The organism is Streptomyces sp. NPDC091279, from assembly GCF_044757465.1.
Classification (GTDB): Bacteria; Actinomycetota; Actinomycetes; order Streptomycetales; family Streptomycetaceae; genus Streptomyces.
The window spans coordinates 282,481-297,502 of sequence record NZ_JBIVVA010000011.1 but is presented as its reverse complement, the minus strand read 5'-3'; the positions used below and the strand labels follow the sequence as shown (position 1 = coordinate 297,502).

Sequence of the window (15,022 nt, the reverse complement as noted above, 5' to 3'; positions counted from 1 at the left end):
GGCTCCAAGGGTGTTGGCGAGAGGGATGATCAACTGAGGGCGACGGTCACGCAGTTGGCGACCAGCGCGGCGGCGACGAGGACGCACCGGCGCAGGTTCCAGCGGCCCCACGCCGCCCGTCTGAGGCGCCAGTCGCCGGGCGGATCGTGCGGGTCGAGGGAGCGGACCCAGGTGTTGAGGGGGACGTTGCGGGTGAGCGAGACGAGGACCGCGCAGGCCGCGAGGAGGGCCGCCGCCCCGGACAGGCCCCGGGCGGCCGGGGTGTCGGCGGTGACGGCGAGGGTGAGGTCACCGAGCACGGTCAGCAGCAGACAGGTCGGCATGAAGGGGTCGTAGCGGGTGGAGAAGAAGGCGTGGGTGCGGATGTACTGGTCCGCCGGGAGCCGGGCGAGCAGCGGGAACTGGCCCAGCTCACTGGCGGTGAGCACCCCGGCGGCAAGGCCGTTGCACAGCAGCACCGCCGCCAGCACCAGCCCGCTCACCGCTGCCCCGCCGGGTCCGAACGGCGCAGTACGGCAGCCGAGTTGAAGCCGCCGACGCCGCGCGCGACGACCAACGCGTGCCGTACGTCGGCCGGGCGGGCCTCGGTGACCAGGTCGAGGCCGGGTCCGAGGGCGTCGGCGGGCACGTGCACCGTCGGCGGCAGCACACCCCGGTCGAGGGCGAGCGCCGCCCACGCCAGGTCCAGCGCGGCCCCGCCGGAACAGAGGCGGCCGGTCATCGTCTTGGGCACGGTCACCGGCACCCGCCGCCCGGCGAACACCGCCCGCAGCGCCGCCAGTTCGAGCCGGTCCGCCTCCGGGTGCCCGGCGCCGTCGGCGAAGACGACGTCGATGTCGTCGGGGACGCACCCGGCCCGGGCGATCGACTCCCGTACCGCGCGCTCCAGTTGGCGGACGTCGGGCGGTGGGTCCTCGGGGTGCCAGGCGTCGTGGGTGGAGGCGGTGGCGGCGACCTCGGCGTAGATCCGCGCCCCGCGCTCCCGCGCCCGGTCCCGGGGTTCGAGGACCAGCATCGCGCCGCCCTCCCCCGGCACGTGCCCGGTGGCGTCGGCGGCGAAGGGACGGTAGGCGGTGTCCGGGTCGGTGCCCCCGCTCAGCGCCCGCTGCCCGCTCTGGCAGGCCAGCGCGTACGGCGACAACGGCGCCTCGGTGCCGCCGGTGAGGACGCCGGCGCCGCCCCGCGCGAGCACCCGCCGGGCCTGCCGTACGGCGTCGATGGCGCCGGCGCCGTCGGCGACGAGGACGCCGCAGGCGCCCTTCAGCTGGTGCCGGATGGACAGCTGGCCGCTGCTCGCGGCGTAGAACCAGCCGATCGACTGGTAGGCGCTGACCGCGCGCGGCCCCTCCTGCCACAGGGCCTGGATCTCGTGCTGTCCGAAGGCGTTGCCGCCGGAGCCGCTCGCGGTCACCACGGACAGTTCCATCGGGTTCTGTCCGGAGGGGTCCAACTCGGCGTCGTCGAGGGCGAGTCGGGCGGCGGCGAAGGCCAGCCAGGTCCAGCGGTCGGTCTGGACGACCAGCCGGTGGTCGACCCACTCGCTGCGGTCGAAGCCGGTGACCTGTCCGGCGACGGCGACGGGCAGCCCGGAGGCGTCGAAGGAGGTGATGGGGGCGATGCCGGACCGTCCGGCGAGGCTGTTGTCCCAGTGCTCGCGCACCCCGGTGCCGGTGGGGGCGACGACGCCGATGCCGGTGATCACCGCGGCCGGGGTCATGCGCCCACCCCTTCGCGGCTGAAGACCATCGCGGACTGGAAGCCCCCGAAGCCGCTGCCCACCGACAGGGCGTGCCGGACGGTCGCCTCCCGGGCGGTCAGCGGGGTGTAGTCGAGGTCGCACTCGGGGTCGGGGTCGGTGAGGTTCGCCGTCGGCGGGATCAGGCCGCGCTGGAGGGTCAGCGCGCAGGCGGCCATCTCGATGGCGCCGATCGCGCCGAGGGAGTGGCCGACGACCGACTTGATGGAGCTGATCGGCACCTGCCGGACCGGCTCGCCGAGCGCCCTCTTGTAGGCGGCGGTCTCGTGCCGGTCGTTCTGCCGGGTGCCCGAGCCGTGCGCGGAGATGTAGCCGAGGTCCTCGGTGGTCAGGCGGGCCTGGTCCATGGCGTCACCGATGGCCTCGGCGAGTTCGACGCCGTCGGGGCGCAGGCCCGTCATGTGGAAGCCGTTGGCGCGGGCCGCGTAGCCGGTGACCTCGCAGTAGATGCGGGCGCCCCGGGCGCGGGCGTGTGCCAGTTCCTCGACGACGAGGAACGCCGAGCCCTCACCGAGGACGAAGCCCTGACGTCCGTCGTCGAAGGGGCGGGAGGCGGCCTCCGGGGCGTCGTTGTGGGGGGTGGTCGCGCGGATCGCGTCGAAGCAGGCGACCGTGATCGGGGAGATCGGCGCGTCGGACGCCCCGGCGATGACGACGTCCGCCTCGTCGTCCTGGACGAGGCCGAGGGCGTGGCCGAGGGAGTCGATGCCGGAGGTGCAGCCGGTGGAGACGACGGCGGCCGGGCCGTGGGCGCCGTAGCGGACGGCGAGTTCGGTGGCGCCGCTCGCCGGGACCAGCGACTGGTAGAGGAACGGGCCGGTGTGCCGGTGGTCGACGACCCAGTCCCGGCCGCCGTTGCTGGCGACGACGTACTCGTCCTCCAGCCTGCTGGTGGCGCCGACGGCGGTGCCGAGGGTGACGCCGACGCGGTCGCCGTCGCCGAGGTCGAGTCCGGCGTCGGCGACGGCCTCGTCGGCGGCGATCATCGCCAGTTGCACGAACCGGTCGGTGCGGCGGATCTCCTGGGGGGTCAGGCCGCGTCCCGCCGGGTCGACGTCGACCTCGGCAGCGATCCGGGAGCGGTAGGCGGTGGGGTCGAAGCCGCTGATCCGGCGGATCGCGGGCTTGCCGTCGACGATCCGGGCCCAGAAGCGTTCCCGGCTCTCGCCGCCGGGGGCGACGACGCCGACGCCGGTGACGACGGCGCGCCTCATGCCGGTCATGAGGCGGCCGGCACGGGTTCGGTGGCCGACGCGAACTCGGTGTCCACGTGGCCGAGTTCGGGTCGCGGGGCCAGCGGGCTGAGGTGGAAGACGGCGAGGACGTCGGTGTCACCGACGTTGACCAGGCGGTGGCGTACCTCGCGCGGGATGAGCAGCCCCTGCTCGGCGCCGACCCGCACCGGTTCGCCGTCGAGGTCGACGCGCAGCTCGCCGCCGGTGACGAAGAGGAACTCCTCGGAGTAGGGGTGGTAGTGCTCGGTGACCCGCTCGCCGGGCCCGATGCGGACGGCGCCGCAGAATCCGGCGGAGGAGCCGACGGTGCTCGGGGCGACGAGGGTGCGCAGGTCGCCGCCGCGCCGGGTGTTGGACGGCACGTCGTGGAAGCCGACCGGGAGCAGCCGGCGGCGTTCCACCCCGGCCTTGACGTGGGCGAGTTGGACGGGCGAGTTGGTGTTGATGCGGTCGGTCATCGCGGCGGTGTCGACGGGGGCGTCCGGTTTCATCCGGAAGTCCTGCACCCACCGCAGCCGGGTGCGGTCGGCGGCGATCTCCTCATAGGTCCAGGTGAGGTTCATGAACTCGAAGGGTCCGGTCTCCACCCGGCGGGCCCGTACCGTCCAGGTGTCCTTGTCCCAGGTGCGCTCGGAGATCCAGGACCAGGTGCGGCCCTGTTCGTCGGGGTGCATGGTGAGCCGGAAGAGGACGGAGTCGGCGCTCTCCTCCAGGACGTCCACGGCGGCGTACTCGGTGAAGAGGTTGGGCCAGTCGCGGACGTCGTTGGTCTGCTCCCAGACGAAGCCGATCGGCGCGTCGATGTCGGTCCGGTTGTCGGTGTGCCCGATCACGGGTGCCTCCTAGGCCAGTTCGCCGGTGAGCCGCAGATTGACCAGCCGGTGTATCCCGGCGGGCGTCTCCTCGGGGGTGAGTTCGTCGTCGACCGTGATGCCGAACCGGTCGAGCAGTCGGCCGGCGATCTCCAGGCGGGCGAGGGAGTCCATGCCCAGCTCCTCGAAGGAGCTGTCGAAGCCGCTCTCGGCGTCCGGCGGGCTCACCCCGACGGCGACCAGCAGCTCTCGTACGTCGCTCTCGGTCAGTTCGTTCGTCTCCGCCATCGCGGACACTCCTTCCAGAAAGGGGGACTTGGGGTCGCGGGAGAGGGCTCGGGTGTCACCAGGTGACGGGGAGGGACTTCAGGCCGTAGACGCTGGAGTCGTTGCGGAACGTCAACTCCGGTGCCGGGACGGCCAGTCGGAGGCCGGGGATGCGGGTGAACAGGCGGGGCCAGGCGATCCGCAGTTCCGCGCGGGCCAGGTTCTTGCCGAGGCACTGGTGGGTGCCGAGGCCGAACGCGAGATGGCGGGGGCGGGTCTCGCGGGTCAGGTCGAGCCGGTCCGCCGGACAGCGCCCGGCGCCGAAGGCACGCGGGTCGTGGTTGCCGGCGATCAACGAGAGCAGGACGCCCTGTCCGGCCCGGATCAGCCGCCCGCCGATCTCGACGTCCTCGACGGCGACGCGGCGCGGGTCGACGGCCGTGATGCTCCAGTAGCGCAGCAACTCCTCGACCGCGCCCTCGGGTTGCTCCAGAAGCGTGGCCCGCTGCTCCGGGTGGAGCAGCAACGCCAGCACGCCCAGGCCGAGTTGGCCCGCGGTGGTCTCGAATCCGGCGCCGACCATGGCGCCGACGAGGACGGGCAGATGGTCGGGGTCGATGCCGTCGGCGCCGTCGGCGCCGGTGTCGTCGGCCAGCAACCGGCTGATCATGTCGTCGCCGGGTTCCACGCGCTTACGGGCGATCAGCTCCGTGTAGTAGGCGAACGCCTCGTGCGCGGCCCGTTCCCGCTCCTCGACGCCGAGGTCGAGGTCGACGACGGCGGCCGCGTGCCGGTGGAACAGGTCGTGGTCGGCGTACGGGACGCCCAGCACCCGGCAGATGACGCGGGACGGCAACGGGAGCGCGAACTCCCGGATGAGGTCGGCGCCTTCACCCTGGGCGAGGACGGCGTCGATCAGGTCGTCGGTGATGCGCAGGATGTCGTCGTGCAGGGCGCGGGCGTGCCGGACGGTGAACTCGCGGCCCACCAGGGTCCTGATCCGGGCGTGCTCGGCGCCGTCGAGCCGCATGAACAGGCCTGCCTCCTGCTCGCGTTGGGCGGGCCGGGAGAGCGGGAAGCCGGGGCGGGTGACGTCGACACTGAACGCCGAGCTGGTCAGGACGGTACGGATGTCGTCGTAGCGGGTGATCAGCCAGTGCCGGGTGCCGTCCCAGATCGTGACCTCGTGCGGGCCGCCGGTCTCCCGGAGGGCGGTGTAGAGGGGTGGGGCGGCGGGCGGCCAGGTGCGCGGCACCGGGAAGCGGGGGGCCTCGGTGGTGGTCACCGTTCCTCGTCCCGTGGCCGGGGTGGGCGGCTCTCGAAGGCCGCCTTGTTCTCGCGGGCCCACTGCGCGAAGGTACGGCCCGGGGCTCCGGTCAACTCCCGTACGGTGGGGGAGACTTCCTCCGGTCGGTCGACGCCGGTGGCGGTCAGGGCGAGCAGGGTGTCGGCGACCGGCGCGGGGACGCCGGCCACGATCATGGCCGAGCGGGCCCGGTCCGGCGTGATCTCCGCCAGCCGCACCGGCCTGCCCACGGCTTCCCCGATGAGCCGCGCCCGCTCGTGATAGGTGAGCGTCTCGGGCCCGGTCAGCTCGTACACCGTCCCGAGGTGCCCGTCCGTGGTGAGGACGTGGACGGCGACGTCCGCGATGTCCCGCTCGTGGACCGGCGCCCACCGGGCGTCGCCGTACGGGGCGCGGACCACGTCGGCGGCGCGGATCTGCGGGGCCCAGTCGAGGGAGTTGGCCATGAACTCGCCTGGCCTGAGCAGGGTCCAGCCGAGGCCCGATGTCTCGACGGCCTCCTCGACCACCCGGTGCATCCGGCCGATGACGTTGGCCTGCAAGTCGGCCGGGACGTCCGCCTGGACGGTGCCGGAGGTCAGCAGCACGACGCGGCCCACGCCCCGTTTCCTGGCGAGCCGCAGGAAGGTGGCCGCCGGGGTGCCGCCGTCCCCGCCGTGCAGGAAGGCGGCGGCGTTGAGGAAGACCGCGTCGACGCCGTCGAGGGCGTCGTCGAGGCCCGCCGGGTCGGTCAGCAGGTCGCCGGTGACGACCTCGGCGCCGTCCGGAATCCGGCCGGGTGCGGGGTCCCGGGTCACGGCCCGGACCTTCAGTCCTCGGGCGAGCAGCAGGTCCACGACGCCCCGGCCGACGTTGCCGGTGGCGCCCGTCACGAGTATCACGGGTGAACTCCCTTCGTTGTGGGGGTGGTTACGCGGTCAGGGCGGTGTGCGGGTGCCAGCGGTGGTGGCCGCTGGGCCGGACCCCGGGGATCTCGCCGGTGAGGCGCTGCCGGGAGGCGGCGGTGTCCTGGGCGCCGACCGCCGCGAGGTGCGCGGCCTCGTCGGTCCACTCCGCGAAGCCGAGGACGCGGGTGCCGTCCGCGCTGAGGTGGAAGTGGGCGCAGAGCGCGCCCGGCAGCTGTCCGACGTCCCGGGTGGCGTCGTCGCCCGCCATCGCGAACAGCGTGTCCAGGAAGTGCCGTTGGCGCTCGGGGCCGTCGGTGTCGAAGACCGGCGTGACCAGGCAGCCGGGGGTCTGTCCTGGCGCCCCGCCGGGGTAGGACCGCGCCAGCCGGTAGCGCACGGGCGTCGCGGGTTCGGTGCCGGGGATGCCGGGGAGGTAGGGCTCGGGTGCGGCGAGGGCGGCGTCCAGGGCGGCGTCGTCGCTCCACTGCTCGTAGGCCAGCAGGGCCCGTCCGTCGGTGCCGGTGAACAGCGACCAGCCCAGCAGCCCGGGGGGCCACGCCTCCTTGCGCCGCTCGGCTTCGGCCGCGACGGCCACCTCCCGCTGCTGGGGCGGGCCTTCGGTGTGGCGGACGGTGATGACGACGGTGCCGACGCCGGCCCGGGCGACGTCCGGCCAGTCTTCGGGGCGACGGTTCATCCGGCTGCTCCTCTTCTCGCTGACGTCGTCATCCGGCGGCTGCCTCGACGCGGGTGTCCCAGCTGACGCGGTGCTCGTAGATCCAGGCCAGCGAGTGCTCGCCGCCGGAGGCGTGGCCCGCGAGCAGGGCGGGCAACTTGCGGTCGCGGACGCGCCGTTGGAGGGGTCCGACGGCCTTGAACTTGCTGGCGCGGGCGCCCTGCGCGGTGACCCGGCGGGCGCGCGGCCGCCGCAGTTCCTGGAACGTGCGGAACGCCTCCTCGTGGGTCGGCAGGTCGCGCAGGCACTGGGCGAGGACGACGCCGTCCTCCATCGCCATCGACGCGCCCTGTCCGGCGGCCGGGGAGGCGGCGTGGGCGGCGTCGCCGGTCAGCACCACCCGTGCGGTGTGCCAGACGGGCAGGTCGGGGACCTCGTAGGAGTTGGAGACGGTGAGCGAGCCGCTGGCGGCGACGACCGCGCGGGCCGGGCCCTTGTCGCGGGCGAAGGCCCTGGCGAGGCGGGACTTCCAGCCGGCGTCGTCGAGGTGCTCCAGGTCGTCCCGGGTCACCGCCTCCTTGCGGCCGAGGTTGGCGAACCACCAGACGTCACCGCCGGGTTCGACGGCGCAGCCGAAGAAGGCACGGCGTCCGAACACCATCCGGTGCTCGCCGGGAGCGAGGCCGAGCCCGGCCGCCGGGCTGAACCCGCCGACGTTGATCAGTCCGGTGTAGGGCGCGGTCGCGGACCCGCGCAGGATCAGCCGCCGTACCGTGGAGTGGACGCCGTCGGCGCCGACGAGCAGCTCCCCGGTGGCCGAGGTGCCGTCGGCGAAGTACGCGGTGACGCCGTCCTTCTTCTCGTCGAGGGCCTTCAGGCGCTTGCCGGTGTGTACGGGGATGCCCCGGCGGCGGACCTCGTCGAGCAGCCGGGCGTGCAGTTCGCCGCGGCGCACGCTGCGGGTGGCGGTGCCGTCGGGGAGCGAGCCGCCGACCTTGACCTCGTTCAGCTTGCGTCCGTCGCCGAGGTAGAAGGCGATGGACGGCGCGGCGAACCCGATGCCGTTGACGGCGTCGACGGCGTCGACCGCGTACAGGGCGCTGAGGCCGTTGACCGCGACGGTGAGGTAGCTGCCCCGGTGTTCCGGCGAGGTCTCGTACGCCTCGAACAGCTCGGGTGTGTACCCCGCTTTGGCGAGGGCGAGGGCGGTGACGGCGCCGGCGACACCGCCCCCGATGATCAGTGTGCGGGTCATATGAGTTGATCCTCCTGACGCGGCGGCGGGCTCTGTGGGGCCAGCGTGGGCAACGCTGATCGAGAGGTTGTCCAGCGGTCTTGGGGCGGGTGGCACTGGCTCGCGCGTCGAGCCCGGCTCCAGAGGCGGCGGTGACCCTGGGCGGTATGGGAGACGAGATTCTGGTGACAGGAGCACGCGGCGCCGTCGGCCGGGCCGCGCTGCACGCGCTGGCCGAACGCGGGGCGCGGGTACGGGCGTTGACCCGTCGGCCGGGGCCTACGGGGCTGCCGGAGGGGGTGGCGTCGGTGGCGGTCGGTGATCTGACCCGGCCGGCGGGTCTGGCGCCCGCGTTGCGTGGGGTGAGCGCGCTGCTGCTGATGGTCGTCGCGGACGAGGACGTCGCCGCCGTGCTGGCCGAGGCCCGCGTACAGGGCGTCGGCCGGGTGGTGCTGATCTCCTCCGGCGGGGTCCACGACGGCGTGCCCGAGCAGCCCGATCCGCTGGCCGCCCGGCACGCCCGCGCCGAGGCTGCCGTACGGGCGAGCGGCCTGGAGTGGGTGGTGCTGCGGCCGCGTTGGCTGGCCCGCAACGCGCTGTGGTGGTCGGGGGCGTTGCGGTCCGGGCGTCCGGTGCGGCTCGCGTATCCGGAGGCGGTGACCGCGCCGGTCGACGAGCGGGACGTCGGTGAGGTGGCCGCGGTCGAGCTGCTCGCCGACCAACCCGGGTCGCCTCTAAGGGTGTTGACGGGGCCTCAGATTCTCACGCAGGCACAGCAGTTGGCGGTCATCGGTGAGGTGACCGGGGCGGTGGCGGGCTGGGAGCGGATCGCGGCGCGGGAGTGGCGCCGGGAGCTTCAGGACCATGTGCCGGTGGAGGTGCTGGACGTTCTCCTGACGCAGCAGGCGGAGTTGACGGCCGACCGGATCGAGATCTCGCCGGAGACCGAACGGGTGCTGGGGCGGCCCGCGTCACCGTTCAGGGAGTGGGCGCGGCGCCACCGGGGGGCGTTCGCGCCGGACGGGCACTGACGCCCGACGGCCGTGCGAGGCCCCGCCGCCCCGTTCCCCCGGGCGGCGGGGCCTCGTCGTTCCCCACGGGCCGTGCCGCAGGCCCCAGTTGGGGCCGACTAGGCCGGTTTGTGGCCGACGACCAGGCTGCTGGACGCCCCGTGCGCGTGCCGTTCCACGTCACGGAAGCCGGCCTCGGTGAGCCAGGAGACACAGTCGTCGGCCAGGTACTGGGAGCCGCCGGACCACATCCGCATGTCCAGGCTGAGCAGGGAGTTGACGAGGCGGGGGGTGTCCTCGTCGAGCATGGCGTCGTAGATGAGCAGGGCGCCGCCCGGGTTGACGGCCTCGGCGGCGGAGCGGATCAGTGAACGGCGGGCGTCCTCGGGCCAGTTGTGCAGCACATGCCCGAGGATGACGGCGTCGGCCTTGGGCAGCGGGTCCGTGAAGAAGTCACCGGCGTGGAAGGTGAGCCGGTCGGCGCTCGCGCGGCCCGCGGTGAAACGGGTGAACGCCGGTTCCAGCGCGGGCAGATCGAACACGGCGGCCCGCAGATGCGGGTGGGCCTCGGCCAGCGTCGTCGCGAGGCTGCCGCGCGCGCCGCCGACGTCGAGGACGCTACGGAACCCCGACCAGTCGCGGTCGGCGATCTGCCGGGCGAGGGGGGCGACGATGAAGTCCATGGCGTCGACGAACCCGTCGCGCCGCTCCTCGGACGCGTACAGGTCGTAGGGCCGGTCGTCCTCCTGCCGGGGCGTCGGCAGTCCGGTGCGCAGGGTGTCGGCGAGGCCGCTCCAGGCCGGGTGGACCTCGGTCTCCTGGTTGTCCAGGAACCCGCCGATGTATCCGGGCCGTCCCGGCACGAGGCAGGCGGCGTGCGGGGTGAGGGTGTAGCCGCCGTCCGCGCCGAGCGTCACCAGGTCGAGCCCGGCGAGCGCGTGCAGCAGATCACGCAACGCCTCCTGGTGCAGGCCGAGTTTGCCGGCGAGCTGCCGGTCGGTGCGCGGGCCCTTGTCCAGCTCGGTGAAGACGTCGGCGCGCCAGGCGCCGAGCACGGCCAGCGCCCGTCGGTAGCCGCCGACGATCTCGATCACTCGCCAGGGCTGCGGGGCGGTCTGTTCGGTGGTCATGCATGGCCTCCGTGGTCGGGAGCGGCTCACGCTAGGGGCGGCCGATGGGGCGCGACTCGACGGCGGCTGGCGTGGCCGGGGCTTCAGCGGCGCCCCAACTCCGGTCGAGGGGCGGCGGCGAGATTGGGACGCCGCAGCGCGGGCGCCGCGCTGCGGACGGACCACGACGGAAGGCGGTCAGACATGCCGGAGCAGGAGCGGACAGCCGTGATCGGGCTGGGGGCCATGGGGCAGGGGATGGCCCACCGGCTGGTCGCATCGGGTTTCCCCACGGTGGTGTTCAACCGGAGCCCGGGCCGGGCCGACGACGTGGTGGCGGCGGGTGCGATCGGCGCGGGCTCGGCGGCCGAGGCGGCGGCGGACCGGGACGTCGTTCTGCTCAGCCTGAGCGACGAGGACGCCGTCGAGGACGTGCTCGGGCGGCAGGGGGTGCTCGCGGCGATGCGGGAGGGGGCGACGCTGCTGGACACCTCGGCGGTGAGCGGGGACTTCGCGCGGGATCTGCACGGGCGGTGCGCGGCGCGCGGGGTGCGGCGGGTGGAGACGGCGGTGCTCGGCAACCCCCTCCAGGCCAGGGGCGGTGAGCTGCGGGTGTTCACCGCCGGGGACCCGGCGGACGTGGACCGGGTGACCGGTGTGCTGGCCGTGCTGGGGACCACGCGGGTGCACTGGGGCGGCCCGGGGGCGGCGGCCGCGGCGAAGCTCGCCTTCAACCTGGTGCTCGCCGCGCAGGTCGCCGGGCTCGCCGAGGCGGTGTCGGTGGGCGCCGATGCCGGGCTCGACCGTGAGCTGCTGCTCGCGGCCATCGCGCAGAGCGGGTTCAGCTCGCCGGTGCTGCGCTTCCGGGCGGAGCTGATGCGGGAACGCCGTTACCAGCCCGCCTTCTTCCGCACCCGGCTGATGGAGAAGGACCTGCGCCTTGCGCTCGGCGCCGGGCGGCCGGACACCTACCGGGTGCTGGAGGCGACGCGGTCGCTGTTCGCGGCCGCCGCGCTCGCCGGGTTCGCGGACCAGGACGCGGCGTCGGTGATCGAGCACGTGACGGCAACGGCCAAGGCCTGACCGGCCGTTCGCGCTCTCCCCCTCAACTCCCCTCTCGGAGACCTCATATGACGACTCTTCAGATCCCTTCCCTGGACGTCGATCTGTTCCGCGACGACCAACTCCTCGACCCTTATGCCGTGTACGAGGCGCTGCGGGCCGCCGGTCCCGCGGTGCGGTTGCCCCGGCACGGCAACGCGTGGGCAGTCGCCGGATACAGCCACGTCAAGAAGATCCTCAAGGACCACAGGACGTTCTCCTCCGCGCCCAACGCCGGGATCGAGCCGCACCGGGAGGACATGGCGCAGACCGGTGCGGCCGGCGCGGACGGGCCGCAGCACTCCCGGATGCGGTCCCTGGCCGCCGAGCAGCTGTCCCCGAGGGCGCTGCGCGGGGTGCGCCGCCGGATCGAGAAGCGGGCGGCGCAGTACGTGGACACCCTGCTGGAACGGGGCACGGTCGACCTCGTGACCGAGCTGGCCCGGCCCTTCCCGCTGGAGGTGGCCGGTGATCTGATCGGCCTGCCGAAGGAGGGCCGGGACGAGTTGCTCGACCTCACGACGGCGGTCTTCAACACCTTCGGACCGGCCAACCAGCGCACCAAGGACGGCATCCCGCTCCTGAAGAACACCTTCGAGGTGCTGCCGGACCTGCTCACCCGGGACAACGTCCTGCCCGACAGCTGGGGCGCCGCGTACTACCGGGCCGTGGACGAGGGGCGGATGGCGGACGCGGAGGTGGTGACGACGCTCATCAGCTTCATCTTCGGCAGCTTCGAGACCACCATCAACACCGCGACCAGCGCCCTGTGGCTGCTGTCCACCCACCCCGAGGCGTGGCAACGGCTGCGCGCCGAGCCGACGTTGGCGGAGCCCGCGGTGGGCGAGACGCTGCGCCTGGAGCCGGTGACCTGGTTCACCGCGCGCACCGCCACCCGCGACGTGACCTTCCACGGCGTCCCCTTCGCGGAGGGCGACCGCGTGCTCCTCCTCTTCGGCGCCGCCAACCGCGACCCCGGCCACTATCCCGACCCCACCCGCTTCGACCTCACCCGCCCCCGCCCCCACGACCACGTCACCTTCAGCCACGGCATCCACGTCTGCCCCGGTGCCCGTTTCGCCCGCATGGAGACGGCCGCCCTCCTGACCGCCCTGGCCCGCAAGGTGGAGCGCCTGGAGCCGGCCGGCGAACCCACACGCATCCTGCACAACATGCTGCGCGGCTTCACCCACCTGCCGACGACGCTGGTCCCGGCGGCCTGACGACCGACGCCACGCCCGAGTTCCGCACCCCGGCGGAACTCGTGGACGACCCCGCCCAGCAACGGGCCGTCAACCCACGCGCCCTCGACATCACCCGCGAGATCCGCGGGCTCCCGGGACTCCCCGAACCCGTAGACCCCGTAGGGGACTTCGTGAAGAACGGCGTCCCCGCACCCCGTCACTCCCGCCCCGTTCGGCGACGCGCCGAACAACCCACTTGAAGATCTTCGTGAGCCTCTTACCCTGGAGGAACACACGCCCCAGACCGTGTGCGATGCCCGCGAGCGAGCGTCCGGCAATGCGAGCCCCGAGTCGGCTCATCGAACACCTCGCCTGCCTCGCGCACCGTCTGGAGCCCCCCGCCCGTGAGCACCCCCCTCCGCCAACTCCCGTCACACAAGCCTGACTTAGCCCCACATACACAGGCCCACCACAGCCGCGTGCACAAGGGCCCGGGTCCACTGGCTCCCGCTGATCCGGCCCCCGACGGGCCCGACACGGCGGCAGTGTCGAGGACGGCGACGGCAGCGGTGCCGACGGCGATGACGGCGGCCGGGGCGGTGACGGCGGCAGCGGTGATGACGGTGGCAGCGGTGGTGACAACGCCGGTGGCGGCGACGGCGACGGCGACGGCCGTAACGGCGAGACCGGCGGCCGGGAACGAGAAGGCGCGCCGCGTTCTCAGCGCCCCGCAGGGCTTATCGGCCGACCCGCAACGCGCCCTCGGCACCCCGCGCCACTCCCCCGCCGCCCCGCAGCGCCCCCTTGCCGACCCGCAGCGCACGCTCCCCGCCCCGTGCCGCGCCCTCGGCGACCCCGTGCCCTCCCCTGCCGACCCGCGCCGGTCGCAGCTGCCCGTGCCCGGCGCTCGCCTCATCCCGCCGAAGGCGAAGTGGCCCTCCAGCGGCCCGAGTTCGGCCGACTCGCACGGCACCGCGCCGGGTCGGCGGCTCACCCCCCACGACGAGGCCGGCGTCGAACCGTCGACCGGCCTGATCACCCACACGCCCCTGGAGCTGCTCAGCAACCCCGAGTTCTCCAGGGACCCGCACAACGGGGACGCGTCCGTCACCAGACCTTCGTGGGCACCGTGCCCACAAGTCTCCGCATCACCTGAAAGAGACGTCGACAATGGCCGACCAGCAGATAATCGTCCTCGACCCCGCCAGCCCCGACCCGGACGCCGAGCATCAGGCCCTGCGTGACCGCGGCCCGGCGACGCTGGTGGACATCCTCGGCGTGCGCGCCTGGTCCGTCTCCGACCCGGCCCTCCTCAAACAACTCCTCACCAACAAGGACGTCTCCAAGGACGCGCGCGCCCACTGGCCGGCCTTCGCGGAGACCGTCCCGAACTGGCCGCTCGCCCTGTGGGTCGCGGTGCAGAACATGTTCACCGCCTACGGCGCGGACCACAGCCGGCTGCGCCGCATGATCGCCCCTGCCCTCTCGGCCCGCCGCACCGCCGCGCTCCAGACGGACATCGAGGCGTTCGTCGGCGACATCCTCGACGGCCTCGACGCGCTCCCGGCCGGGGAGATCGTCGACGTGCGCGAGCGCCTCGCCTACCCGCTCCCGATCGCCGTCATCGGCAAGCTCATGGGCGTGCCGACGGAGTGGCGCACCGAGTTCCGCATCATGGTGGACAACGTGTTCTCCACCCACCTCAGCGCCGAGGAACAGGCCGTCAACGCCACTGCTCTGTATGAGCTGTTGGACGCCCTGGCCGCGCTCAAGCGCAACGAACCCGGCGAGGACATGACCTCGGCGCTGATCGCCGCGCGCGACGAGGAAGGGGACCGGTCCGCCCTCGGCCCCGTCGAACTGCGTGACACCCTGCTGCTGATGATCAGCGCCGGGTACGAGACCACCGTCAACGTCATCGACCAGGCCATCACCAGCCTGCTGACCGACCCGCAGCAACTCGCCCACGTCCGGGCCGGACGGAGCAGCTGGCAGGACGTGGTGGAGGAGACCCTGCGCCACGAGCCCTCGATCAAGCACCTGCCGCTGCGCTACGCCCGCGCCGACATCCCCCTCCCCGACGGCCAGATCATCCGCGCCGGAGAAGCCATCCTCGCGTCCTACGCCGCCGCCAACCGTCACCCCGACTGGCACGAGAACGCCGAACGCTTCGACGTCACCCGGCCCGACAAGGAGCACCTCACCTTCGGCTACGGCGTCCACTTCTGCCTCGGCGCCCCGCTCGCCCGCCTCGAAGTCGCCACCACCCTGCGTCTGTTCTTCGAGCGCTTCCCGGACGCCCGACTCACCACCGACCAGGACAAGTTGGAGCGGCTCCCGAGCCTGATCAGCAACGGCCACACCACCGTCCCCGTACAGCTCCGCCCGACCCCGGGCAACTGACCCACCCCTGAGACCAGTTGGGCCCACCTGGTCCCCAACGGG

14 protein-coding genes are annotated in these 15,022 nt (G+C 73.5%); 4 read left to right on the top strand and 10 right to left on the bottom strand.

Annotated elements, in window-relative coordinates; translation table 11 throughout:
- Window positions 1–29 precede the first annotated feature (29 nt).
- From ACIQOU_RS27695 to ACIQOU_RS27655, 9 genes are read right to left on the bottom strand one after another with little or no spacing between them, the layout of a single operon-like run.
- The gene (locus ACIQOU_RS27695; protein WP_401540355.1) at window positions 30–482 is read right to left on the bottom strand and encodes an anthrone oxygenase family protein; all 453 of its coding nucleotides are present in this window, start codon (window positions 480–482) and stop codon (window positions 30–32) included.
- A complete protein-coding gene (locus ACIQOU_RS27690; protein ID WP_401540352.1) occupies window positions 479–1,717 on the bottom strand; it encodes a beta-ketoacyl synthase N-terminal-like domain-containing protein in 1,239 nt (412 codons plus the stop codon). Before ACIQOU_RS27690 ends, ACIQOU_RS27695 begins: the two co-directional genes overlap by 4 nt.
- Window positions 1,714–2,970: a beta-ketoacyl-[acyl-carrier-protein] synthase family protein gene (locus ACIQOU_RS27685; RefSeq protein WP_401540548.1), complete on the bottom strand. Its 1,257-nt coding sequence runs from the start codon at window positions 2,968–2,970 to the stop codon at window positions 1,714–1,716. Before ACIQOU_RS27685 ends, ACIQOU_RS27690 begins: the two co-directional genes overlap by 4 nt.
- A gap of 5 nt (window positions 2,971–2,975) precedes the next feature.
- The gene (locus tag ACIQOU_RS27680) at window positions 2,976–3,824 is read right to left on the bottom strand and encodes a cupin domain-containing protein (RefSeq protein ID WP_401540349.1); all 849 of its coding nucleotides are present in this window, start codon (window positions 3,822–3,824) and stop codon (window positions 2,976–2,978) included.
- Between the two features lie 9 nt (window positions 3,825–3,833).
- Entirely contained in the window at window positions 3,834–4,091 is a 258-nt protein-coding gene (locus ACIQOU_RS27675; RefSeq protein ID WP_401540346.1) for an acyl carrier protein, read from the bottom strand.
- A 55-nt stretch (window positions 4,092–4,146) separates the two neighbouring features.
- Window positions 4,147–5,355: a cytochrome P450 gene (locus ACIQOU_RS27670; protein WP_401540344.1), complete on the bottom strand. Its 1,209-nt coding sequence runs from the start codon at window positions 5,353–5,355 to the stop codon at window positions 4,147–4,149.
- Complete coding sequence (locus ACIQOU_RS27665) at window positions 5,352–6,257, bottom strand: NAD(P)H-binding protein (RefSeq protein ID WP_401540342.1); 906 nt, start codon at window positions 6,255–6,257, stop codon at window positions 5,352–5,354. Before ACIQOU_RS27665 ends, ACIQOU_RS27670 begins: the two co-directional genes overlap by 4 nt.
- A 28-nt stretch (window positions 6,258–6,285) precedes the next feature.
- Window positions 6,286–6,960: a hypothetical protein gene (locus ACIQOU_RS27660; RefSeq protein WP_401540339.1), complete on the bottom strand. Its 675-nt coding sequence runs from the start codon at window positions 6,958–6,960 to the stop codon at window positions 6,286–6,288.
- Between the two features lie 28 nt (window positions 6,961–6,988).
- Window positions 6,989–8,194 carry an FAD-dependent monooxygenase gene (locus ACIQOU_RS27655; protein ID WP_401540336.1) on the bottom strand — a complete coding sequence of 402 codons (1,206 nt, stop codon included), beginning with the start codon at window positions 8,192–8,194 and terminating at the stop codon, window positions 6,989–6,991.
- Between the two features lie 146 nt (window positions 8,195–8,340).
- On the opposite strand from ACIQOU_RS27655, the gene ACIQOU_RS27650 reads away from it, so the two are divergent.
- The gene (locus ACIQOU_RS27650) at window positions 8,341–9,204 is read left to right on the top strand and encodes an SDR family oxidoreductase (protein WP_401540334.1); all 864 of its coding nucleotides are present in this window, start codon (window positions 8,341–8,343) and stop codon (window positions 9,202–9,204) included.
- A 98-nt stretch (window positions 9,205–9,302) separates the two neighbouring features.
- Here the strand turns inward: ACIQOU_RS27650 and ACIQOU_RS27645 are convergent, their stop codons facing one another.
- Window positions 9,303–10,313: a methyltransferase gene (locus tag ACIQOU_RS27645; protein WP_401540331.1), complete on the bottom strand. Its 1,011-nt coding sequence runs from the start codon at window positions 10,311–10,313 to the stop codon at window positions 9,303–9,305.
- Between the two features lie 183 nt (window positions 10,314–10,496).
- Here ACIQOU_RS27645 and ACIQOU_RS27640 point away from each other — a divergent pair, with 183 nt between their 5' ends.
- The 3 genes from ACIQOU_RS27640 to ACIQOU_RS27630 all read left to right on the top strand — a co-directional run bounded on the left by ACIQOU_RS27640 (window position 10,497) and on the right by ACIQOU_RS27630 (window position 14,980).
- Complete coding sequence (locus tag ACIQOU_RS27640) at window positions 10,497–11,375, top strand: NAD(P)-dependent oxidoreductase (protein ID WP_401540329.1); 879 nt, start codon at window positions 10,497–10,499, stop codon at window positions 11,373–11,375.
- A gap of 47 nt (window positions 11,376–11,422) precedes the next feature.
- Window positions 11,423–12,616: a cytochrome P450 gene (locus ACIQOU_RS27635; protein WP_401540326.1), complete on the top strand. Its 1,194-nt coding sequence runs from the start codon at window positions 11,423–11,425 to the stop codon at window positions 12,614–12,616.
- A 1,131-nt stretch (window positions 12,617–13,747) separates the two neighbouring features.
- Window positions 13,748–14,980, top strand: a complete 1,233-nt coding sequence (locus tag ACIQOU_RS27630) for a cytochrome P450 (protein ID WP_401540323.1) — start codon at window positions 13,748–13,750, stop codon at window positions 14,978–14,980.
- Window positions 14,981–15,022 lie beyond the last annotated feature (42 nt).